General features: G+C 65.9%; 18 protein-coding genes. 13 read left to right on the top strand and 5 right to left on the bottom strand.

Annotated features, from left to right (window positions below):
• Nucleotides 1-421 precede the first annotated feature (421 nt).
• Complete coding sequence (locus tag EV652_RS42700; protein WP_199238717.1) at nucleotides 422-1,624, bottom strand: S53 family peptidase; 1,203 nt, start codon at nucleotides 1,622-1,624, stop codon at nucleotides 422-424.
• A 309-nt stretch (nucleotides 1,625-1,933) separates the two neighbouring features.
• On the opposite strand from EV652_RS42700, the gene EV652_RS42695 reads away from it, so the two are divergent.
• From EV652_RS42695 to EV652_RS42660, 8 genes are all read left to right on the top strand, one after another.
• The gene (locus EV652_RS42695; protein WP_132216864.1) at nucleotides 1,934-3,232 is read left to right on the top strand and encodes an ABC transporter substrate-binding protein; all 1,299 of its coding nucleotides are present in this window, start codon (nucleotides 1,934-1,936) and stop codon (nucleotides 3,230-3,232) included.
• Nucleotides 3,233-3,236: 4 nt separating this feature from the next.
• Nucleotides 3,237-4,157 (top strand): carbohydrate ABC transporter permease, encoded by a 921-nt coding sequence (locus tag EV652_RS42690; RefSeq protein WP_132216862.1) that lies wholly within the window; start codon nucleotides 3,237-3,239, stop codon nucleotides 4,155-4,157.
• 8 nt (nucleotides 4,158-4,165) lie between these two features.
• Complete coding sequence (locus EV652_RS42685; protein WP_242002342.1) at nucleotides 4,166-4,987, top strand: carbohydrate ABC transporter permease; 822 nt, start codon at nucleotides 4,166-4,168, stop codon at nucleotides 4,985-4,987.
• Nucleotides 4,984-5,628, top strand: a complete 645-nt coding sequence (locus tag EV652_RS42680) for a hypothetical protein (RefSeq protein ID WP_132216860.1) — start codon at nucleotides 4,984-4,986, stop codon at nucleotides 5,626-5,628. Before EV652_RS42685 ends, EV652_RS42680 begins: the two co-directional genes overlap by 4 nt.
• Nucleotides 5,612-8,107: a GH116 family glycosyl hydrolase gene (locus EV652_RS42675; RefSeq protein ID WP_132216858.1), complete on the top strand. Its 2,496-nt coding sequence runs from the start codon at nucleotides 5,612-5,614 to the stop codon at nucleotides 8,105-8,107. Before EV652_RS42680 ends, EV652_RS42675 begins: the two co-directional genes overlap by 17 nt.
• Before the next feature lie 17 nt (nucleotides 8,108-8,124).
• Nucleotides 8,125-8,661 (top strand): hypothetical protein, encoded by a 537-nt coding sequence (locus EV652_RS42670; RefSeq protein WP_132216856.1) that lies wholly within the window; start codon nucleotides 8,125-8,127, stop codon nucleotides 8,659-8,661.
• Nucleotides 8,662-8,852: 191 nt separating this feature from the next.
• Entirely contained in the window at nucleotides 8,853-10,025 is a 1,173-nt protein-coding gene (locus tag EV652_RS42665) for a hypothetical protein (RefSeq protein WP_132216854.1), read from the top strand.
• Entirely contained in the window at nucleotides 10,025-11,377 is a 1,353-nt protein-coding gene (locus EV652_RS42660) for a coproporphyrinogen-III oxidase family protein (RefSeq protein ID WP_132216852.1), read from the top strand. The genes EV652_RS42665 and EV652_RS42660 overlap by 1 nt, the downstream gene beginning before the upstream one ends.
• Before the next feature lie 3 nt (nucleotides 11,378-11,380).
• On the opposite strand, the gene EV652_RS42655 is transcribed toward EV652_RS42660, so the two are convergent.
• The 3 genes from EV652_RS42655 to adh form a co-directional block, all read right to left on the bottom strand.
• Entirely contained in the window at nucleotides 11,381-11,911 is a 531-nt protein-coding gene (locus tag EV652_RS42655) for a hypothetical protein (protein WP_132216850.1), read from the bottom strand.
• 109 nt (nucleotides 11,912-12,020) lie between these two features.
• Nucleotides 12,021-12,401 (bottom strand): DUF779 domain-containing protein, encoded by a 381-nt coding sequence (locus EV652_RS42650; protein ID WP_439649128.1) that lies wholly within the window; start codon nucleotides 12,399-12,401, stop codon nucleotides 12,021-12,023.
• Nucleotides 12,402-12,403: 2 nt separating this feature from the next.
• Complete coding sequence (gene adh, locus EV652_RS42645; RefSeq protein ID WP_132216848.1) at nucleotides 12,404-13,927, bottom strand: aldehyde dehydrogenase; 1,524 nt, start codon at nucleotides 13,925-13,927, stop codon at nucleotides 12,404-12,406.
• 82 nt (nucleotides 13,928-14,009) lie between these two features.
• Between adh and EV652_RS42640 the strand changes: the two genes are divergently transcribed.
• Nucleotides 14,010-15,461, top strand: coding sequence for a GAF domain-containing protein (locus EV652_RS42640; protein WP_132216846.1), 1,452 nt, complete (start codon nucleotides 14,010-14,012; stop codon nucleotides 15,459-15,461).
• A 2-nt stretch (nucleotides 15,462-15,463) separates the two neighbouring features.
• On the opposite strand, the gene EV652_RS42635 is transcribed toward EV652_RS42640, so the two are convergent.
• The gene (locus EV652_RS42635; protein WP_132216844.1) at nucleotides 15,464-16,012 is read right to left on the bottom strand and encodes a hypothetical protein; all 549 of its coding nucleotides are present in this window, start codon (nucleotides 16,010-16,012) and stop codon (nucleotides 15,464-15,466) included.
• Between the two features lie 186 nt (nucleotides 16,013-16,198).
• Here EV652_RS42635 and EV652_RS42630 point away from each other — a divergent pair, with 186 nt between their 5' ends.
• From EV652_RS42630 to EV652_RS42615, 4 genes are all read left to right on the top strand, one after another.
• Entirely contained in the window at nucleotides 16,199-18,352 is a 2,154-nt protein-coding gene (locus tag EV652_RS42630; RefSeq protein WP_132216842.1) for a (Fe-S)-binding protein, read from the top strand.
• An 87-nt stretch (nucleotides 18,353-18,439) separates the two neighbouring features.
• Nucleotides 18,440-19,228 (top strand): SCO4651 family lipoprotein, encoded by a 789-nt coding sequence (locus EV652_RS42625; protein WP_132216840.1) that lies wholly within the window; start codon nucleotides 18,440-18,442, stop codon nucleotides 19,226-19,228.
• Complete coding sequence (locus EV652_RS42620) at nucleotides 19,225-20,001, top strand: LolA-like protein (protein WP_132216838.1); 777 nt, start codon at nucleotides 19,225-19,227, stop codon at nucleotides 19,999-20,001. Before EV652_RS42625 ends, EV652_RS42620 begins: the two co-directional genes overlap by 4 nt.
• A 120-nt stretch (nucleotides 20,002-20,121) precedes the next feature.
• The gene (locus EV652_RS42615) at nucleotides 20,122-21,699 is read left to right on the top strand and encodes an alkaline phosphatase D family protein (RefSeq protein ID WP_132216836.1); all 1,578 of its coding nucleotides are present in this window, start codon (nucleotides 20,122-20,124) and stop codon (nucleotides 21,697-21,699) included.
• The last annotated feature ends 2 nt before the right edge of the window (nucleotides 21,700-21,701 follow it).

The following is a 21,701-nucleotide window of genomic DNA, read 5'->3' as shown; positions in this document are numbered from 1 at the left end:
AGACGAGGGATGTCCTTCGTCTGCGGAAGAGTACTAGGAGCGTCAGCAGAACGGTTGCACCCAGCCACGAACCGGCGGACACGAGTGTCGTACCGCTCGGATGGATGAGCGACTCGCCCCGCTGCGCCTGCTAGGTGACCAGCCAGATCAGACCGGCGTACGACGCCGCACCGACGAAGACCAAGGCGGTCCGGGCACCCTCGGGACGCAGCGCCGGGAACCGGCGGGCGAGCAGAACGAGGCCCAAGGCAAGCAATGGGATCGCTTGCAGTGCGTGGACGCCGAGAAAGTGACCGATCCTCAGGTCGCCGCCCTCGGTGCTCCGGCCGGATCAGGAGCGTCAGCCCTACTGAGGGGGTGGAGCTTTGCCGACCCCCTCAGAATGGGCGGACCCCTATCGCGGCGGGGTCCGCCCGTTCGCTCAGAAGGCGCCGGCGCCGTTCGGGGTGCCGAGGCCGGTCGGGCCGTCCCAGCCGGTGCGGGCGTTGCACCACTGGGTCGTCGGGCAGGATCCGTTGCTGCCGCTCGTCACGTCGAACAGCGACCCCGGGTGGGCGTACGGCAGCGCATTCGCGTAGCCGCTGGTGTTGCCGGACAGCGCGTAGACCGCGGCGATGATCGGCGCGGCCTCACTGGTGCCGCCGAACTGCGCCCAGGTCGACGCCGTCTTGCTGGTCGGGTAGTAGATCGCCATCCCACCCTTGGCCGGGTCGGCGGCAGCGGACACGTCCGCCATCGCCCGCTTCGAGCAACCGGTGTTGAAGGACGCGGCCGCACTCAGCGCGGTGTTGTACGTCGAACAGCCCGAACCGGCACCGTCCCACACCGTCTCGCTCCAGCCGCGGCTGTTGCTCGCAGCAACAAGCGACGTACCGCCGACAGCGGTCGTGTACGACGACGACGCCGGATAGCTACCGCCCTGGTAGCCGTCGTCACCGGTCGACGCGGTGACCGCGATCCCCGGGTGGTTGTAGTAGCTGCCGTAGGTCGCGTCGGACGCGTCGCCACCGCCGTAGCTGTTCGAGATCGCTACCACGCCCGCCTGCTTGGACGCCGTCACGACCGCGGTGCCGAGGTCGGCGAAGCTGGCGGAGTTGGCCTGGACGACCACGATCTTCGCGTCCGGCGCAGCGGCCGAGACCGCGTCGACGTCGAGCGCCTGCTCACCGGCCCAACCCGCGTTGAACCGTGGCAGCGAGGTACCGCCGGTCTGGTTGATGATGCGCAGGCAGCCGTTGGCCGTCGTACAGGAGGACAGGCCGAACTGGGACCGGTAGACACCGAGGTCCCGTTCGAGATTCGGGTAGCCGTAGGCGTCGACGATGGCGACCGTGCGGCCGCCGGCGCCCAGGCCGTTCAGTTTGTACGCGTCCCGCAGGCCGGCCGGGGTGAGCCCGGTCGACGGCGGTGTGGTCGAGGCCGGTGAGACGTTCTTGTCGTTCACCAACTTCTCCGCACTGCAGGTCGCGGTGTGCGCGGCCTTCGTGGCCGAGCAGACCTTGGCGGCATGCTTCCCGGCGGTGTACGGGGTGGGGGCACCTTGTGCTGTCAGTCCTTGTGCTGTCAGTCCCGCGACGGCTAGTGCGCCGACGCCCAGGGCGGACACGAGAATCCGTTGCCTCAACAGAACTCCTCGAGCTGGGCAGGTCTCCGCCCACGGACCGTCTTCGGGCCGAGGGCGGAGACCGGCATGGGTGGGGTGCTCGAAATCGTCCGCCTGCGCAGGACCCCGAATCCAGCGATCGGATCCACGACAAATGTCATGGGTTTGAACCGCCGGCCGGCCGGTTTTTCCCGTCCTGACGGGGATTCCGGCCCGGCGCCGGCCGCGAAGGTTTCCCCCCGACTTTTCCGCGGCCCGCCCTTGACACGGTTTCGGCGCCCGGGCCTATGCTGTCGAGAAATCGATTTCCCGCCTTCGGAGGTTCTTCTGATGGACCAGTCGCTGCTCAGCCGTCGAGGTTTCCTGCAGGCAGCGGGTGGTACGGCGCTAGCGGCCGCGCTGACCGGATGCGGAGGGGGTGACGACGCCGGCGGCGGGTCGTCGACGAAGGAGCTGTCCTTCGTCTACATGGGTACGGCGGAACAGCAGGCCACCTGGAACAAGCTGTTCGCCAAGTTCGGCGAGCAGCACCCGGACATCAAGCTCAAGGCCGAGGGCATCCCGCTGTCGAACTGGGGTGACTTCTTCAACAAGCTGTCCACCCGGCTGGCCGGCGGTCAGGTGCCGGACGTGATCCAGGTCGCGACCGAGGGCCAGCGGCTGTTCGCGTCCAAGGGCCTGCTCGCGCCGCTCGACGACTACATCGCCAAGGACAAGGCGGCGATCGACGAGTACTACGCCGACATGGACCCGAACCTGATCGAGTGGAACAAGAAGTATAGCTCCACCGACGGCAAGACCTATTACCTGCCGGGCGAGTTCAACACCATGTGCATGTGGTACTCCAAGGAGGTGTTCGCGAAGGCCGGCGTACCGGAGCCGACCGCGAAGTGGACCTGGGACGACTTCCGGTCCGCCTGTGAGCAGATCAAGGCGAAGACCGGCGCGTTCGGGTACGCCGCAGGCCCGGAGTACTTCGCGGCGATCATGCCGTGGCTGCTCACCAACGGGACGAGTAGCTTCAGCGACGACTGGTCGAAGCCGACCTTCAACGACGCGGCGGTCATCGAGGCGGCCGAGTTCAACCGGGCCTTGGTGGCCGACAAGCTCTCGCCGCCACCGGGCGGCACGTTCGACGCGGCGACCGCGGCGGCGCAGGGCAAGCTGGCGATGTTCGGCGGCGGCCGGTGGCCGATCATCGGCATCCGCAACCTGAAGGCAACGGCGAAGATGGGCATCGTGCCGTGGCCGACCAAGGTGGAGCAGGGCTCGCCGGTCGGCTGGAATGGCTACCCGATCATGAAGGCGTCGAAGAAGAAGGACGACGCCTGGACCTTCATCAAGTTCCTGATCTCCAAGGAAGGGTCGTCGTTCTTCGCCCAACTCGGGGGCACCATCGTCCCGGCCCGCAAGTCGATCGCGAACAGCCAGTCGTTCCTGACCGACGCGCCGAAGGGGACGGAGTACCTCTACCAGGCGCTGAGCTATGCGACACCGATCCCGTCGCCGGACAAGGGCGCCGCCGTACAGAAGGCGGTGGAGGACGGCTGGAAGCAGGTGCTGACCGGCAACGCCGCACCGGCCGACGCACTCGGCAAGGCCCAGACCGCTCTGGAAGGCCTGGTCTGAGCCGATGGCGGTCGCCATAGCAGCTGGTCAACGGGCTCAGGAGAAGACGTCGGCGCAGCGGCGGGACTGGCTGCCCGGCTATCTGTTCATCAGTCCCGCGGTCCTGCTCTTCCTCGTCTTCGTCGCTGCCCCACTGGTCGCCGCGTTCGGCTTGAGCCTGTTCCACTGGGACCTGCTCAGTACGCCGGAGTTCGCCGGGCTGGACAACTTCCGCCAGCTGGTCACCGACGGGGACACGATCCAGGCGGTGGTGAACACGTTGGTCTTCGCGACGGCGTCGGTGATCACGCACATCGGCTTCGGCATGCTGCTTGCGCTCGGTGTGCATCGAACGATGACGCGTGGCACGAAGTACTTCGTCCGGACGGCGTACTTCTTTCCGTTTCTTGTCTCCTGGGCGGCGGTCGCGCTGATCTGGAAGTACGTGCTGGACCCGACGTTCGGGCTGGCCACGCACTACCTGTCGTCCATCGGCCTGCCGACGACGAACTGGCTGGCCTCGCCGACCTGGGCGTTGCCGACGCTGATCGTGGTCGACTGGTGGCACACGATCGGCTACACCTTCATCATCCTGCTGGCCGGATTGCAGACGGTGCCGGCGCAGCTGCACGAGGCGGCCCGGGTGGACGGCGCGAACGCGTGGTGGCGCTTCTGGAGCGTCACACTGCCGGTGATGTCGCCGACGATCTTCTTCGCCACGGTGATCACTTTCATCGGCGCGTTCCAGATCTTCGACCCGATGCTGATCATGACCAACGGCGGCCCGGACGGCGCCACCCGGAGCATCGTGATGTACACCTACGAGAAGGGCTTCCAGTCGTTCGAGGTCGGGTACGCCGCCGCACTCTCGCTGGTGCTGTTCGTGGTGATCATCATCGCCACCGGAGTGCAGTTCCGCCTCAGCCGCCGGTGGGTGCACCAGTGAAGGGCGGGGTGGACCGGCTCACGGGCCGGCTGATCGACCTCGTCCTCGTGGTCGGCGGGCTGCTGATGATCGCCCCGCTGGTCTGGCTGATCGTGAACGCACTGTCCGAGCCGATCGACGCGTTCCAGCTGCCACCGCGATGGATCCCCCGGCCGCCGTCGCTGCAGAGCTTCCAGCAGGTGCCGGACCTGATCCCGTTTGCGCAGATGGCGTGGAACAGCTTGCAGATCGCTGTCATCACCACGGCAGGATCCTTGCTGACCAGCGCGTTGGCCGCGTACGCGTTTTCACGGCTGCGGTTCCCGGGACGCGACCAGATCTTCTCGCTGTTGCTGGCGGCACTCGTCGTACCGGTGCAACTGACCGTCGTACCGGTGTTCATCCTGATGCGGTGGCTGCACCTGGTCGACACGACGGCGGCGATCTGGTTGCCGGCGCTGGTCAACGTGTTCGGCATCTTCTTCCTGCGGCAGTACATCGCGTCGATCCCGCGGGAACTGGACGAGGCGGCGATCATGGACGGCGCCGGACACGGCTGGATCCTGTTCCGGGTGATCCTGCCGCTGGCCCGGCCGGGGCTGACCGCGCTCGGGATCTTCGTCTTCGAGGCGTCCTGGAACAACTTCTTCTGGCCGTACATCTTCTTGTCGTCACCGGAGAAGATGACGCTGCCGGTCGGCCTGGTGTCGTTGCAAGGGGCAATGGGCGGCGGGCCCGCGGTGGTGCTGTTCGCGGCGATCACCCTGGTGGTGCTGCCGATCCTCGTCCTGTTCCTGATCTTCCAGCGGTCCTTCATCGCCTCGATCGCATCCACGGGTCTGCGCGCATGACCGATCACCTGCCTGCCGCCTTGCGTGCCTTGTGGCACGAGCTGCCACTCCTTGCCGCCGCCGGAGTCTTGGTCTGTACGGCGTCCGGCCTCGTCGTGCTGTTGATGCCCGGGGTATCACCGGGCAGCGTATTACTCAGTGCACTGCTGGTCGGGCCGGTGTGGGCTGCACTGGTGGCGACGACTGACTCTGTGGTGCGTGACGGCCGTGGTGGGGTGCTGGTGATGCTGCGCAACGTTCGACGGTGCGGACTGGCCGGGCTGGAAGTGTCCGCCGTTCCCGCAGTCGTTGGCGCGCTTGCACTGCTCAACTGGACTCTCTACAGCAGTCCGCTCTTCCTAGTGCCGCTGGCGGTCAGCGGTTGTGCGACCGTGCTGACCAGCTTGGCCGCCTGCTATGCGTTCAGCTTGCGCGTGACGACTGGGCTGAGGGGTCGGCAGCTGTGGTTCACGTCGTTGGCGCTGGTGGCTCGTGCACCCGCCGTACCACTCGGGATCGTTGCTCTGGCGTTTGTGGCGCTGATGCTCGGCACCTCGCTCACTGCGTCGTTGTTGTTGCTCGCACCCGGCCCGGTGGCGTTGTTCGCCTCGGCCGGCACCTGGACTGTCTATCGGACGGAGAACCATGCACTACACCGGTGACAAGCTGACGCACTTCGCGCTACCGCTGGGCGGTCTGGGCACTGGCACCGTCGCCCTGGCCGGCAATGGTGCGTTGCGGCAGTGGCAGCTGCACAACATCGGCAATCACGAGGGCCACGTGCCAGACAGCTTCTTCGCCCTGCGCCTGTCCCAGGTCGAGCCGCCGCTGGACGAGATCCGTTTACTCCAAGGGCCTTTGCGTGAACCGTCGAACACGCCGCTGGTGACGGATGACGCCGTACCGGCCGGTGAGAGGCGGCTGCACGAGCTGCTGCGACCTGTCGGCGAGGCGACGGTGTCGGCCGTCTATCCGCGAGCACGGGTCGACTACGCGACCGATCTGCCGCTGGACATCAGCATGGAGGTGTTCAACCCGCTGGTGCCTGCTGACGCGGTCGCAAGCTCTCAGCCGGTCGCAGCGTTCACCTTCACGCTGCACAACACCGGGGAGTTCGCGCTGCACGGTGTGCTCGCCGGTGCCTTGCAGAACTCGGTGGGCTGGGACGGGGTCACCCCGATCGACGGTGTCTCCTGCACTCTGTACGGCGGCAACACGAACCGAGTGCGGCAGTCCGGGAAGTGGGCATCGCTCATCATGGAGAACACTGCTCTCGCCGCAGATCACCCGGGCGCAGGGCAACTGGTGCTCTCGACCGAGAGCTCTGCTCCGTTGAGTTATCCCCAGTGGTCGACGCCCGAGCAGTTCATTACCTACCTGGCCGGACGTCCGACCCGACGGCCATTCCCGGCCGATGGCCCCAGCGCGCCGGGGACGACGTGGAACGGTGGACTCGGCGCGCCCTTCCGGCTGGAGCCGGGCGAGACGGCGCAGGTGCGGTTCCTGATCGCGTGGCACTTCCCGAACCGATTTGTCGACTTTCAGCAGTTCGGTCCAAGGCGCGACTACGGTCACAGCCGTTTCTGGCTCGGCAACGCGTACACCCGTCGTACGCCTGATGCCGTCGCGGTGACCGAGTCGTTCATCGCCCGGTGGCCCGAGCTGGATACACACACCACTGCCTGGGCCGACGCGTTCGAGTCGAGCAGTCTGCCCGGTGAGGCCGGATCACGGCTCGCTGCACTGGTTGCCGACGTACGCAGCCCTACTGTCTTCCAGACCGCCGACGACACCGTGCTTGGCTTCGAGGGCGTACTCGGTGCGTCCACAGGGATGTGGGGTGGCCGGTACGGCGGTTCATGCCCGCTCAACTGCACTCACGTGTGGAACTACGAGCAGACGTTGTCCCGGCTGTTCCCGTCGCTCGAGCGGAACATGCGGGACACGGAGTACGACGTGATGCAGGCACCCGACGGGTACATCCCGCACCGGGTGATCGCACCGACGTACCACCGGCAACTCTGGGACATGATGATCGGCGGCCCGGAGGAGCCAGCACTCGACGGCATGCTCGGCAACGTGCTCAAGACGTACCGAGAGGTCCGGCAGGGCGCAGGACTCGAGTGGCTCAACCAACGGTGGCCCAACGTCCAGCGACTCCTCACCCACATCCGCACCAAGTGGGACAGCGACAACACCGGCGTACTGCGTGGCATCCAGCCGAGCACGCATGACATCGACCTGTGCGGCGTGAACACCTTCATGGGCACGCTATGGCTGGCTGCACTGCGCGCTGCCGAGGAGATGGCGCTGCTACTGGGTGAGGACGCCAAGGACTACCGCGTGCTCTTCGAAGCAGGCAGCAAGGCGTACGACGAGCTCCTGTTCACCGGTGAGTACTACCTGCAGGTGCTGTCCCCAGACGAGAAGCCGGACTTCCAGTGGGGCGACGGTTGCCTCGCGGACCAACTGATCGGGCAGTGGTGGGCGCATCAACTCGATCTCGGCTACGTACTGCCCGAGGACCACGTGAAGACCGCCCTGCGCAACGTGGTGCGGCACAACCTCCGCAAGGGCTTCGAAGGTTTCGACCACCCCTACCGCGTCTTCGCCGACGGCAACGACACCGGCCTTCTCATGTGCACCTGGCCGCACGGCGGCCGCCCGGACATCCCCACCCGGTACTGCGACGAGGTGTGGACCGGTTCCGAGTACCAGGTCGCCGCCCACTGCCTCTACGAAGGACTGGTCGACGAGGGCTTCCAGATCCTGCAAGGACTCTGGGACCGGTACGACGGCAGCCGCCGCAACCCGTTCAACCCGATCGAGTGCGGTGACCACTACATCCGCAACGCCGCCGGCTGGACCGTCCTCGAGGCCCTCGCCGGCTTCCGGTACGACGCCCTGTCCGGCACCCTCACCTTCGCCCCACTCGACGTGGCCCGCTCGGCCGACGCCTGGCAACTCCCCTTCGTCGCCGGCACCGGCTGGGGCGTAGCAACCAGCACCCCCGACTCCATCACCCTCACCTGCCAGGCCGGCCACCTCGACGTCAAGGCCCTCCACGTCGACGGCAGCGTCGTACCGGTGGACGCGGCAGTGGTCGTACCCGGAAAACCCTTGGTGATCGACAGGACCTGACCCCTACCGTCGAATGCATGTCGTTGCTCGAACAAGCACAGGCTCTCCAGGACGAGGCCCGGCAGCTGGCTGACCGGCTCCAGTTGGACTCTGCCTTTCCCTGGCAGCCACAGCTGATCGGCAGCGCACTGTCGGGCCTGATGGTCGTCCGCGACCTCGACATCATGTTCGACGCCCCGGACGCCACCCCGGCGCGAGTTCTCGAGGGCCTGACCACCCTCGCCCAACGCGTCGACCTCCGCACGGTCGACTTCCGAGACGAGCGCGGCGATCGTCGCCCGACCCCGGCGATCACCGACGAACGCTTCTACGCCGTCCTGCACACCCCAACCTGGAAGATCGACCTCACCTTCTGGCTGCACGTCGTCGACCGCCCCCACGTCGCCGACGCCATGCGCCTGCGCGTGCTTCCCGAGCTCCAACGCCTCACGATCCTCCGCCTGAAACACGATTGCCCCGACTACCCAGACAGGATCGGCGCCTCCGACATCTACACCGCCGTCCTGGATCACGACGTCCGCACGCTGGCCGAATTTCAGGCCCACTTCAACTAGCGCGGGCCGCTCTCGAAGGACGCGCGCGTCGGCACTCCCAAGCGTCAAGGGATTGTCAGAACAAGTAGCGACACACGCCGGGTAGTCAAGACATTGCTCGACACGCTAATTTCATCGCCTTCGGTTCCACCCGCGCAGCACGCGTGGGGGAGTAACTTGTTGAGGAAGTTGTAGCGGGACGGAGGGCGGGGGTGCGGGCGGTCGTCATAGTGCACGAGCGAGACATCTTTCAAGTCAACGAACGGGTGTTTGAAGACGGCACCACCGTCCTCTCCCAGCGTCTGTTTCCCTTAGAGGCACACACATTCGATGTCATCGTGTTCAAGCCGACCAGCAGCCAGCCTGCGTTTGTCGACGCTGAAGGCGAGCGGATCCCCGTGACGCAACTGGCTCAGCGCACAAGCACATGGATTCTGATCGCCGGAGATCACGCGTCCACCAGCAGACCACTGATCGAAGAGATCAGGAACTTCCTCCGCGGTGCACATCGATCAGCCTCGTCCTGGAACAACGAGGCCCTCGTTGTCCTGAGCTTTTCTGACCGTGCACGAGAGGCTCTCGCATCACTGCCCGTGTCTCGGGTCTTTCACCTACCGGACCACGCCGACGTGTCGACACGCGGCACCTTGCCGATCGAAGATTCGACGAATGCCGGCGACGTCAAGTCCATCCTCGATGCCATCGCGGAGAACCAGACGCAGAACCCAAACCTCGGCTTCGGGCTCCTGCTGGTCAATGCTGACGGCAAGTTCTTCCTGATGGAGCGCCTGCGGCAGCCCGGGCACCATAAGCTGGGAACTATCGGCGGGAATTTCCTCCGCGGACGATCGGTCCAAGAGCAACTGGACGAGACCCTCAAGCGGCGATTCCGAAGCGGCTCCACCCCACACTTGCAACTGGGACCGCTGCTCGCCTGCACCAGTATGCAGAACGAGTTCTACCACTATGTAGATCTGACGTTCCTCGCCATGACGGACCAGCGCCTGGCTCTGAACGGCGTATCGGACCCCGAGCTCCGGCCGGTGTCCGTACCGACCCTCGTGCGGTTGAACGCCGCGCTCGAAGACGACTCTGGGAAGACTGCTCCGCGTTACATGTTCACACTCGACGAGATGGCTTGGTTCCATCGCAGCGGACTACTTTTCCAGCCGGTCGCCAACGCCTTCGAGTCCTTCTGCCGGAAAGTCGTCGCCGTCGAGGTCATCGACGGGCCGCAGGCAAGTGTCCGCTTGCCGGCCCTATTCTCCCGGGACGGACCCCTTGAGGTGCCACTCGCTGTCCGCGGTGGCGAGGTCCGCTCAGTGCTCGATTCGTTTTCCAAGTCCAGCCGCACCGCCCTGCCATTTTACGAAGGGCCACTGTAATGAAGCTGCTTGCCGACTCCCCGCAGGATGTCGACATTCGGGCACTGATGTCTAGCGACACGCAAGGCGACTACATCTACATGTATCCGCCGCGCCAGGCCTACTCCACGATCGACGGCAGGACCGCGACCAGCGTGATCGACAAGTCGCTGGAGCACACCCAGCATGACCCGGTGAATCTGTATCTCCACTTCCCGTTCTGCAAGCAAATCTGCAAGTTCTGCAACCTGTACGCGGTACCGCTCGGCGACGACAGCCTGTTCGACGCGTATGTGACCATGCTCGAACGAGAGATGCAATCCTGGTCAGCTCGCATTGGCGGACGGCCCATCGACACCGTCTATCTCGGTGGCGGCACCCCCTCGCTGCTGCCGGTCGATGCATTGGATCGTGTATTGCGAGGCATCGAGAAGACGTTCTCAGTCGACATGGACTCGGTCGCAGAAGTCGCACTCGAGGTCGCGCCTGACACCGTCGACGCGCGCAAACTTCACGACCTCCAGGGCATCGGCATCAACCGCGTCAACCTCGGACTCCAGTCCGCGACCGACGAAGAGATTCGGTCAATCGGACGTCGGCACGGGTTCGACCGAGCTCAGCGCTCGATCGTCGACGCCCTGGAAGCGGGATTCGGCAACGTCTGCATCGACTTGATCTATGGACTGCCCGGGCAGTCTGTGGAGAGCTGGATCGCCACACTCGAGAAGGTAGTCGCACTGTCCGCGCCCACAGTCTGCGCCTACCCCCTGACTCTCAGACCAGGAACGGGTTTCGGACGGCGCGGAGTCAGCATCGAGGGGCACGACCAGTATCGCAAGTACGAACTTGCGCGAGATGTACTGCGCTCCGTTGGCTACGAGCAGGAGACACACGTTCGCTACGTGGTCGCAGGAGTCGGCGGTTATCGGCAGAAGGTCAACCACTGGGCCGGCCAGGACATCGTGGGGCTGGGCGCCGGAGCCCGTGGCTACCTGCATCGCTTGGACTACCGAAACGGCTACAGCCTTCGTCGACGAAAGTCTGCTCTCGTCACCTACATGGAAGACATGACAGATGGTCGCTGCCCGATTCGTAGCGGCTTTGAGTTGGACCCCGACGAACGCCTGCGAAAAGCACTCATCCTCGGTCTGCTGAACTTGGACCGGCGCAGGGTGGTGACGCACCACGGGGTCGATCCGGTCGACGCGTTTCCCGGCATCTTCGACGAACTCACGTCACTCGACCTGGCGCAGGTCGACGATGACCGAATCGCGTTGACCGAGGCAGGCCGCAAGTTCCGCGATCTCGTCGTACAACTGTTCTTCTCGTCCGATGTCTGGAAACGGATTAAGGAGTTCGACTACTCGGAATGAGGACTAGGTTCGGTGCGTCGCCTCTATGACAGTCAGCGGTAGCACGCCAGCATCGGACTCGAACTGAGCGACGAACCGAATCAATCCCGATCCGCGCGTCACACAGGGAAGTTCAAACGACTGACCACCAGATAATCGGCGCGGCGCCAGCGTCCAATTCGGTGATGTGGAGAATCCGCCATCACCTGGCACGGATCCCAACTGGAGATTGTCGACGGCCAAGTCTCCGACGTTCCTCAAAACCAGCACCTGTTCAGGAAGACTCGCGACCATACGCTGCTCCACAGTGGCAACGAGTTCAGCCCGCCGCTCCTGCTTCGCACCTGTGACGGTCTGCACGATTGCGCCCCGCTTTGTCGTCGCCATCAGTGCAGGTCCGTCCGACAACTGGTTGCCAGAGCCAGAGATGGCCCTTCCCTGGCTATTGGCCACCGCAGTCTGATACCGACGAATATAGAACCTGGCGGCCAATGTACCCCCAACGGCTCCACTGACCAGACCGCCGATTATCGCGCCGATGAGCTCAGTGACCATTGCTGGAGAATACATTGCACAGTCAGGTGATTGTAGGGCTCGCCGCCATCCGCCGGAACTGAAAGAGTGCCGGCCGTCCGGCAACGCCACCGGACGGTCGGCACTCGCTCTAGTGGAGTCCCAGTTGAGCGGACTCTTGGTCGGTGAAGAGGCGGGAGCGGATCAGGAAGCGGACGCCTTCGGGGGCTTCCACCGAGAAGCCGCTGCCACGGCCTTTCACCACGTCGACGGTGAGCTGGGTGTGCTTCCAGTACTCGTACTGGTTCGCGGACATCCAGAACGCGATCGGCCGGTCCAGGCCGTCCACGACCAGATCGCCGAGATGCACGTCCGCCGACCCCGTCTTGAATTCCCCGTCCGGGTAGCACATCGGCGAACTGCCGTCGCAGCACCCACCGGACTGGTGGAACATCAGCGGACCGTGCATCGCGGTGAGACGGCGCAGCAACTCCGCCGCCGCGTCCGTGAGCCCGACCTTCTCAACCACCATGGCTAGAAGAACCCGAGCTTCTGCGGGCTGTAGCTGACCAGCAGGTTCTTGGTCTGCTGGTAGTGGTCGAGCATCATCTTGTGGTTCTCCCGGCCGATGCCGGAGCTCTTGTATCCGCCGAACGCCGCGTGCGCTGGGTAGGCGTGGTAGCAGTTCGTCCAGACCCGGCCGGCCTGGATCTCACGACCGGCCCGGTACGCCGTGTTGATGTCCCGCGACCAGACTCCAGCGCCGAGCCCGTAGAGGGTGTCGTTGGCGATCTTCATCGCGTCGGCGTAGTCGTCGAACTTCGTCACCGCGACCACCGGACCGAAGATCTCCTCCTGGAAGATCCGCATCTTGTTGTCGCCCTCGAAGATCGTCGGCTGGATGTAGTACCCGCCGGCCAGGTCACCGTCGAGCTCAGCGCGAGCGCCGCCGGTGACGACGCGGGCGCCTTCTTCCTTGCCGATGTCGATGTAGGCAAGGATCTTCTCGTACTGGTCGTTACTCGCCTGCGCGCCCATCATCGTGTCGGTGTCGAGTGGGTTGCCCTGTTTGATCGCCCGGGTCCGGCCGGTCGCGTCGGCCAGGAAGTCGTCGTAGATCGACGACTGGATCAGCGCCCGGGACGGGCAGGTGCAGACCTCGCCCTGGTTCAGCGCGAACAGCGTGAACCCTTCGAGCGCCTTGTCGTAGAACTCGTCGTGGGACGACGCGACGTCGGCGAAGAAGATGTTCGGACTCTTGCCGCCGAGCTCGAGCGTGACCGGGATGATGTTCTCCGACGCGTACTGCATGATCAGGCGCCCGGTCGTGGTCTCACCAGTGAACGCGACCTTGGCAACTCTGTTGCTAGAGGCAAGCGGTTTGCCCGCCTCGACACCGAACCCGTTGACCACGTTGAGCACACCGGGCGGCAGCAGGTCGTGGATCAGCTCGAGCAGCACGTGGATCGACGCCGGCGTCTGCTCGGCGGGCTTCAGGACGACGGCATTGCCGGCCGCCAGTGCGGGAGCCAGCTTCCAGGTCGCCATCAGGATCGGGAAGTTCCACGGGATGATCTGCCCGACCACGCCGAGCGGCTCGTGGAAGTGGTACGCGATGGTGTCGTCGTCGATGACCGAGACCGACCCCTCCTGGGCCCGCAACGCACCGGCGAAGTAGCGGAAGTGGTCGATCGCCAGCGGCAGGTCGGCGGCCAGCGTCTCCCGCACCGCCTTGCCGTTGTCCCAGGTCTCGGCGACCGCGAGCGCCTCGAGGTTGGCCTCGATCCGGTCCGCGATCTTGTTCAGGATGTTGGCGCGATCGGCCGGCGAGGTGCGGCCCCAGCCCGGCGCGGCACCGTGGGCGGCATCGAGAGCACGCTCGACGTCCTCCGCCGTACCGCGGGCGATCTCGGTGAAGACCTCACCGGTGACCGGGGTGGGATTCTCGAAGTATCCGCCCTTGACCGGCGGCACCCACTCGCCGCCGATGTAGTGCTCGTACCGCGATTTGTACGCGACCGGGCTGCCATCGCTGCCGGGAACTGCGAAGATCGTCATAGGTCCTCCTACGGAACTCGACGGTGGACCGAACCTAGGTGGCGCGACGTTGCAAGGACGTTGCAACCCGGAGTGAGGCTGGATGGACGCACCGGAGCAGGCCCGCCGGTTGAGCGAGTTGTACGACGAGGTGCTCGGTGGCGGCCGGGAACCCAGCGGCCCGCGCCCGCTGGTCGCTGCGTCATGGGAGCGATCACTCGCCGCCGACGTCGATCCCGAACTGGACGCGCCGCCGGTGATCGTCAATCCCGACGTCGTCGAGGGCATTCGCGAGAACCACCCGCTCCGCGCCGTCCTGCCGGTGCTGCGCCAGACGCTGACCTCGATCGCCGACGAGGCCTCGCACATCATGATCATCACCGACGCCCAGGGGATGATCCTCTGGCGCGAAGGTGCGGCCGACGTACGGCGCCGGGCCGACCGGATCGCCCTGTCCGAAGGCGCGATCTGGTCGGAGGACAAGATCGGCACCAACGGCATGGGTACGTCGCTCGCCGTCGGGAAACCGGTGCAGATCCACTCGGCCGAGCATCTGGTCCGCCGGATCCACGAGTGGACCTGTGCCGCCGCGCCGGTCCACGATCCCGACACCGGCAAGCTGCTCGGCGCGGTCGACGTCTCCGGGCCGTTGCGGACCGTTCATCCCGCGATGGTCGCGCTGGTGACTGCCGCGGCACAGCTCGCCGAGGGGCAGCTGAAGGTCCGGATGGCCGCGGCCGACGAGATGCTGCGCGCCCGGAACATGCGGCACCTGATGGCCTTGGGCGACGCACCCGGCGCACTGCTCACGCCGACGGGCCGAGTGCTCGCCGTCCAACCGCTCGAGTGGTTGCCCGATCGCCTCGTCGTACCGGATGGCGCCGACCGCATCGACCTCGGCGACGGCCGTGAGGGCTTGATCGAGCGGCTCGACGAGGGCTACCTGCTGCGCATGCCCGGTGCGCCGGTCCGCCGCAGCAGGCCGTCACTCCGGCTGAGGTTGCTCGGGACCGGCCAGCCGATCGCGGTCGTCGGCGGTCGTGAGATCGCCTTGACGCTGCGACGGGCCGAAGTACTCGCACTGCTCCTGCTGCACCCGGCCGGGCTCACCGCCGAGCAGCTGATGCTCCAGTTGTACGGCGACGAAGGTAACCCGACCACCGTTCGGGCCGAGATGCACCGGCTGCGGAACCTGCTCGGCGGCGGAGTCCTCGACACCAAGCCGTACCGGATCATCGCCGATGTCACCGGCGACGTCACCGACCTACAAGCCGCCCTGCGCGACGGTGACCTGAGCACGGCTCTCGACCTCTACAACGGTCCGTTGCTTGCCCGCTCCGACGCCCCGGCCCTCCGAGCCGAACGCGACGAGCTCGACGCCACCCTGCGCCGCGCGATCCTCGACACCGGCGATGCCGACCTGCTGTGGCGGTTCGCCCAGACATCAACCGGTGCCGAGGACCTGGAGATCTTCGAGACCCTGCATGCGGTGCTGCCACCCACGGACCGCCGGTTGCCGGCCGTCGCGGCCCGGCTCGACCGGCTGACCGGTTAGTTTCACTCGCGACCGACGAGGATCCACATGTAGTCGCGGTTCTTGACCGGGAAGGTCGCGGTCTTGCTGCTGAGTTCCTTCGTCTTCTTGCAGTCGCTGGTGGTGTAGCGCCAGCGGACCACCTGGACGCGCCAGGACTGCTTGAGTTGGTGCAGCCGGCGGATCTTTCCGGCCGGGACCTCGGCCGTGTACGACCAGGTCTGCGAGACAGCGTGCGACTTGCCAACGGTCTTGGAGTACTTGTTCTGGATCTCCGCGATCACCAGCGGGATGCTCACCCCGAGGTCGCCGGACCAGGACGAGTTCGACTCCGAGGTCGCCGTCTTCTGGTAGGTGATCCGGCCCGGGCCCTCCAGCCACTCGCTGTAGAGGTTCGTGCCGACGTACACCTCCTTGCCACCGCGGGTGTACCAGTTGACCTCTTTGGTGTTGCACTTCTTCGCGGCCCGGACTTCCGGCTCCACCGGCGCCGCACTCGCCGTACCCGCGCCGTGCACCAGCAACCCACTCGCCAGCACCGCACCTGCGACCGCTGCCCTCTGAAGACGCATCCCACTCTCCCGTGAAATCATTTCCATCACTGCATTCGCAGTTGTTGGAAACTTACGGATTGGTCTACTTCTCCGGCAACGTCTTCCCTGTAACGCTCTGTGTCGGTTTGCTCACGGTCACATCTCGGGCGTGACGAGCCCTACACCGACATGACTCACGGGTAACCAACCAATAACATCGCTGGTATGCAGATCCTCGCCATCGTCGTCTCGCTCGCGATCGCCGCCGTCGGTGTCGCGTTGTTCGGCAAGACGATCGGGCACATCGTGTCCGTCATCAAGCTCGGCCAGCCGGTCAGCCGGACCGACAAGCCCGGGCAGCGCAGCGTCACGCTGGCCAAGGAGACACTCGGCCACACCCGGATGCTGCAGTGGAGTCACATCGGCGTATTGCACTGGTTCGTCGCGTTCGGCTTCATCGGGCTGTTCCTCAGCCTGGTGACGGCGTTCGGGCAGCTCTTCGACGCGCACTATGCGCTGCCGATCATCGGGCACTGGTTCGTGTTCGAGTGGGTCACCGAGTTCCTCACCTGGACCGGGCTGATCTCGATCATCGGGCTGATGGCGATCCGGCTGCTCAACCTGCCGAAGGGTCACCTGGCCCGGTACAGCCGGTTCTTCGGCTCGCGGGCCTGGCAGGCGTACTACGTCGAGTACACGATCCTCGGCGTACTGCTCTGCATCCTGCTGCTGCGCGGCCTGGAGTACGAGCTGGGGGCCGGCTCGAAGTTCCACTTCCCGACCACGTTCTTCATCGGCGAGGCGCTGTTCGGCGGGCTGAGCGAGTCGGCCCTGGAGAACACGGTCTACCTGGTCGCGATGATCAAGATCCTGATCTCGTTCGCGTGGATGATCACGATCTCGCTGAACGCGACGATGGGTGTCGCCTGGCACCGGTTCACCGCCTGGCCGAACATCTGGTTCAAGCGCGAGGCCGACGGCGGCACGGCGCTCGGCGCGTTGCAGCCGATCATGGTCAAGGGCGAACCGATCGACTTCGAGAACATCGAGGAGCTGGACGAGGACGCCGCCCTCGGTGTCGGCAAGGTCGAGGACTTCACCTGGAAGGGCCTGCTCGACTTCACCACCTGCACCGAGTGCGGCCGCTGCCAGTCCCAGTGCCCGGCCTGGAACACCGACAAGCCGCTGTCGCCCAAGCTGGTGGTGATGAACCTCCGCGAGCACGCGTACGCCAAGGCGCCGTACCTGCTGGCCAGTGACGACGACACCCGCAAGTCGCTGCCCGAGCTGGTGCTCGCCGAGCAGGACAAGCCGCTGGTCGGTGCCGCCGACGTCGCGGTGATCGACGAGGAAGCGTTGTGGGCGTGTACGTCGTGCGGCGCGTGCGTGCAGCAGTGCCCGGTCGACATCGAGCACGTCGACGCGATCATGGACATGCGCCGCTACCAGGTGCTGATCGAGTCCTCGTTCCCGTCCGAGCTGAACGGATTGTTCAAGGGTCTGGAGAACAAGGGCAACCCGTGGAACATGAACCCGTCAGGCCGGATGGACTGGGCCAAGGACCTCCCGTTCGAGGTCAAGCAGGTCGGGACCGACGTGGAGACGCTGGCCGAGGTCGAGTACCTGTTCTGGGTCGGTTGCGCCGGCGCCTTCGAGGACCGCGCGAAGAAGACCACCCAGGCCGTCGCCGAACTGCTCAACATCGCCGGCGTCAGCTTCGCCGTCCTGGGTGACGGCGAGACCTGCACCGGTGACCCGGCTCGGCGGTCCGGCAACGAGTTCGTCTTCCAGCAGCTGGCGATGCAGAACGCGGAGGTCTTCGAGGAGACCGGCGCCAAGAAGGTCGTCTCCACCTGCGCACACTGCTTCAACACGCTGAAGAACGAGTACTCACAGCTCGGTGTCGAGCTCGACGTCATCCACCACACCCAGCTGCTGAACCGCCTGGTCCGCGAGGGCAAGCTCACCCCGGTCGCCCCGGCCGACAGCTCACTCAACGGCCAGAAGATCACCTACCACGACCCTTGCTACCTCGGCCGCCACAACCAGGTGTACGACGCCCCGCGCGAGCTGCTCGACATCATCCCCGGTGCCGAGTACGCCGAGATGCCGCGGAACCAGACCAAGTCGTTCTGCTGTGGCGCGGGCGGTGCGCGGATGTGGATGGAGGAGAAGATCGGCAGCCGGATCAACCTGAACCGGACCACCGAGGCGGTCGAGACCGGCGCCGACAAGATCGCCACCGGCTGCCCGTTCTGCCGGGTGATGCTGTCCGACGGCCTGACCGCGAAACAGGCCGACGGCTCGGCCCGCGAGTCCGTCGAGGTCGCCGACGTCGCCCAACTCCTGCTCGCCTCCGTAAAACGCAGCGAAAGTTAGGTTGCAGCTAGCTGCAAAAGGCTTCCTCTCCAGGCGGTCCAGACCATAAGATCCTGCGTCTGCATCACCTGGGGAGGAAACCGCACCATGAAGCTCCGCTTCGCCATGTCCACTGCCGCCGTACTGCCGCTGGCGCTCGGACTGGCCGCCTGTGGCTCCGGAGAGCCCGAAGCCACCGGCTACAAACCATCCATGCCGACCGCCACGCCGGTCGTCACCACCACCGCCGCACCGCAGAAGGTCGCGCCGGCCGTCCACCTCAACCGGGTCACCTTCGTCCCGGCGATGAACACCGCGCTGACCAAGCAGAAGTCCTGGCGGATCGCCGGCACGATGACGGCCGGCGGCGCCACCATGATGACGATCGACGGCATCCAGACCGCCAAGCCGCTCGCCATGTCGGTGACGATGTCCGGCGCGGCGTTCGACGGGAAGACCGCGAAGGTCGTCCTGGTCAAGGGCACCGGGTACGCCTCGATCCCGGGAGCCACACCGGCCGGGAAGTACATCACGTTCGAGGCCGGTGACTCCGCCGAGCTCGACCAGCTGCTCGAGGGCGGCGACCCGACCAAGATCTTCAAGTCGTTCGGCGGCGCCCTGAAGGGCGTGAAGTTCGTCCGCACGGAGACCGTCGGCGGCCAGAAGCTCGACCGGTACGACATCACCGTGAACACCGCGAAGGCCCTTGCCGCGCAGGGCAAGAAGGTCCCGGCCGGCGTACCGGCGACGCTGACCTACTCGCTCTGGATGGACAAGTCCCACCTGGTCCGCAAGATCTCCTTCGACCTGGCCGGCGTCGCCATGGTGATCACCATGTCCGACTACAACAAGCCCGTCACCATCACCGCGCCGCCGGCGAGCAAGATCGTTCGGTGAGGCTCTCGACGCGAGTTGCGGCCGCGGCCGCGATCCTGCCACTGCTCCTCGGCACCGCTGCTTGTGGAGGCGAGAAGCCGGTCTCCACGGCGATCAAGCCGGCGCCCGTCACCACCACTGCTGCACCGCAGCAGGCGGCCCCGGTCGTCTATCTCAATCGGAAGACCTTCGTCCCGGCGATGACCGCGGCGCAGGCCAAGCTGAAGTCGTGGCGGCTCCTCGGCAGGATGATGATCAACGGGTCACCGGTGCTGACGATGAGCGGGCTGCAGACCACGAGACCGGCGGCGATGGCATTGGTCATGAAGGGCTCGGCGATCGACGGCAAGACGGCCCGGGTCGTGATGATCAAGAACACCGTCTACCTGTCGGTGCCGGGGGTGTCACCGGCAGGCAAGTTCGTGAAGCTGGCGGCCGGCCAGACCAGCGAGCTCCGCGACCTGGTCGACACCAACGATCCGACGAAGAACTTCGAGGCGCTCGGCCCCGCCCTGCGCGGCGTCACGCACACCGGTTCGCAGCAGTTCAGCGGTGAGAAGCTGCAGGTGTACGAGGTCACCGTCGACGTTGCCAAGTTGCTCAAGGCACAGGGTAAGAAGGTCCCCGCCGGCGCGCCGCGGACGGCGACGTACGTCTTGTGGATGGACTCGGCCCACCGGGTCCGCGAGCTGACCTTCGAGTTCGCCCAGGTGTCGGTGTCGATGAGCCTGTCCGACTTCGACAAGCCGGTCTCGATCAAGGCGCCGCCGGCGAGCAAGATCGTCCGTCGCTGAGGCCGGATCCGGTCACTTCACATCCATGCGTGAGAACTTCTCGTAATGTGACGTTAGTCAGGTAGAAACCTACCTGTTGCGGAAGTAATCACCTGCGGATGATCGGGTGGGCTGGTGCCGATGAGCGTGCGTGTTGGTAGTACTCGACGAAGCTTTCTGACAGTCACCGGAGCGGCGGCCGCGCTGGCGCTGTCCGGCAACCTGCCCGAGGTGGGGCAGGCGTTGGCCGGGGCGACCGGTCGCGGCGACCGCCGGGATCCGTTCACCCTCGGCATCGCGTCCGGCGATCCACTACCGGACGCGGTGGTGATCTGGACCCGGCTCGCCCCGGACCCGTTGGCGCCGTTCGGCGGCATGGACCGCCGGCCGGTCGAAGTCCAGTGGCAGGTCGCCGAGGACGAGCAGTTCCGCCGGATCGTCCGCCAGGGCACGACCCAGGCCCGGCCTGAGTCGAGTCATTCGGTGCACGTCGACGTACGCGGGCTGCGTCCGTGGCGGCACTACTGGTACCGCTTCCGTGTGGACGGGAAGCTCAGCCCGGTCGGACGGACCCGCACCGCGCCGCCGGCCGACGCGATCGTGCCCGAGATGTCGCTGGCGTTCGCGTCCTGCCAGGCGTGGTGGGAGGGCTGGTACACGGCGTACGCCGACATGGCCAAGCGCGACCACGACGTGGTGTTCTTCCTCGGCGACTACATCTACGAGTTCGGTATCGACCGTGGCATCCGGCCGAACTCGAACGAGCCTTGGATGACCCAGCAGACGGTCACGCTGGACGAGTACCGCGTCCGCTACGCGTCGTACAAGATGGACCCCGACCTCCAGGCGGCGCACGCGGCCGCGCCCTGGGTGGTCACCCTCGACGACCACGAGGTGGTCGACAACTGGGCCGACGAGGCGCATCCGAGTGCACCGCCCGCGCAGTTCCTGGTACGCCGAGCCAACGCCTTCCGCGCGTACTGGGAACACATGCCACTGCGGCTCGCGCAGATGCCGAAGGGCCCGGACATGCAGCTCTACCGGCGGATCCGGTACGGCCAGCTGGCCGAGTTCAGCGTGCTCGACACCCGGCAATACCGCTCCGACCAGGCGTACGGCGACGGCACGAAGGCACCCGGCCCGGAGACCAAGGACCCGGCCCGTACGATCACTGGCGCCGCCCAGGAGAAGTGGTTGCTCGACGGCTGGTCGGCGTCACGCTCGCGCTGGAACGTGCTCGCCCATCAGACGGCGATCGCCCGGCTCGACACGAAGGACGGCCCGGACGTGCTGGTCCCGATGGACACCTGGGACGGGTACGAGGCGTCCCGCGACCGCGTCCTCGGCGGCGCCGTCCAGCGCAATGTCAGCAACCTGGTCTCGATCGCCGGCGACCTGCACCGCAGCGTCGCTTCGGACCTCAAGCTGGACTTCACCAACCCGGACTCGCCGACTGTCGGCACCGAGTTCGTCGGTACGTCGATCACGTCCGGGATCGACGGGATGGACCTGGATCCCGGCGGCCTGACCCTGCTCAAGGAGAACCCGCACATCAAGTTCGGCAACTTCCAGCGTGGCTACGTCAGCTGCAGCATCACCCCGCAGCGCTGGATCTCCGACTACCGCGTGGTCGACAAGGTCAGCGTCCAGAACGGCACCGTCAGCACTCGCGCCAAGCTCCTCGTCGAGGACGGGCGCCCGGGCATCCAGACCCTCTGAGG

The sequence above is a fragment of the Kribbella steppae genome (assembly GCF_004342025.1).
Taxonomy (GTDB): domain Bacteria; phylum Actinomycetota; class Actinomycetes; order Propionibacteriales; family Kribbellaceae; genus Kribbella; species Kribbella steppae.
The sequence above is the reverse complement of the archived record's forward strand: the minus strand, read 5'-3'. Positions and strand labels throughout refer to the sequence as shown.

What these genes read in the sequence shown, in the direction of transcription:
- EV652_RS42695 (WP_132216864.1), top strand. Translation starts at nt 1,934, where the DNA reads ATGGACCAGTCGCTGCTCAGCCGTCGAGGTTTCCTGCAGGCAGCGGGT.
- EV652_RS42690 (WP_132216862.1), top strand. Translation starts at nt 3,237, where the DNA reads ATGGCGGTCGCCATAGCAGCTGGTCAACGGGCTCAGGAGAAGACGTCG.
- EV652_RS42680 (WP_132216860.1), top strand. Translation starts at nt 4,984, where the DNA reads ATGACCGATCACCTGCCTGCCGCCTTGCGTGCCTTGTGGCACGAGCTG.
- EV652_RS42675 (WP_132216858.1), top strand. Translation starts at nt 5,612, where the DNA reads ATGCACTACACCGGTGACAAGCTGACGCACTTCGCGCTACCGCTGGGC.
- EV652_RS42670 (WP_132216856.1), top strand. Translation starts at nt 8,125, where the DNA reads ATGTCGTTGCTCGAACAAGCACAGGCTCTCCAGGACGAGGCCCGGCAG.
- EV652_RS42660 (WP_132216852.1), top strand. Translation starts at nt 10,025, where the DNA reads ATGAAGCTGCTTGCCGACTCCCCGCAGGATGTCGACATTCGGGCACTG.
- EV652_RS42655 (WP_132216850.1), bottom strand. Translation starts at nt 11,911, where the DNA reads ATGGTCACTGAGCTCATCGGCGCGATAATCGGCGGTCTGGTCAGTGGA.
- EV652_RS42650 (WP_439649128.1), bottom strand. Translation starts at nt 12,401, where the DNA reads ATGGTGGTTGAGAAGGTCGGGCTCACGGACGCGGCGGCGGAGTTGCTG.
- adh (WP_132216848.1), bottom strand. Translation starts at nt 13,927, where the DNA reads ATGACGATCTTCGCAGTTCCCGGCAGCGATGGCAGCCCGGTCGCGTAC.
- EV652_RS42640 (WP_132216846.1), top strand. Translation starts at nt 14,010, where the DNA reads ATGGACGCACCGGAGCAGGCCCGCCGGTTGAGCGAGTTGTACGACGAG.
- EV652_RS42635 (WP_132216844.1), bottom strand. Translation starts at nt 16,012, where the DNA reads ATGCGTCTTCAGAGGGCAGCGGTCGCAGGTGCGGTGCTGGCGAGTGGG.
- EV652_RS42630 (WP_132216842.1), top strand. Translation starts at nt 16,199, where the DNA reads ATGCAGATCCTCGCCATCGTCGTCTCGCTCGCGATCGCCGCCGTCGGT.
- EV652_RS42625 (WP_132216840.1), top strand. Translation starts at nt 18,440, where the DNA reads ATGAAGCTCCGCTTCGCCATGTCCACTGCCGCCGTACTGCCGCTGGCG.
- EV652_RS42615 (WP_132216836.1), top strand. Translation starts at nt 20,122, where the DNA reads ATGAGCGTGCGTGTTGGTAGTACTCGACGAAGCTTTCTGACAGTCACC.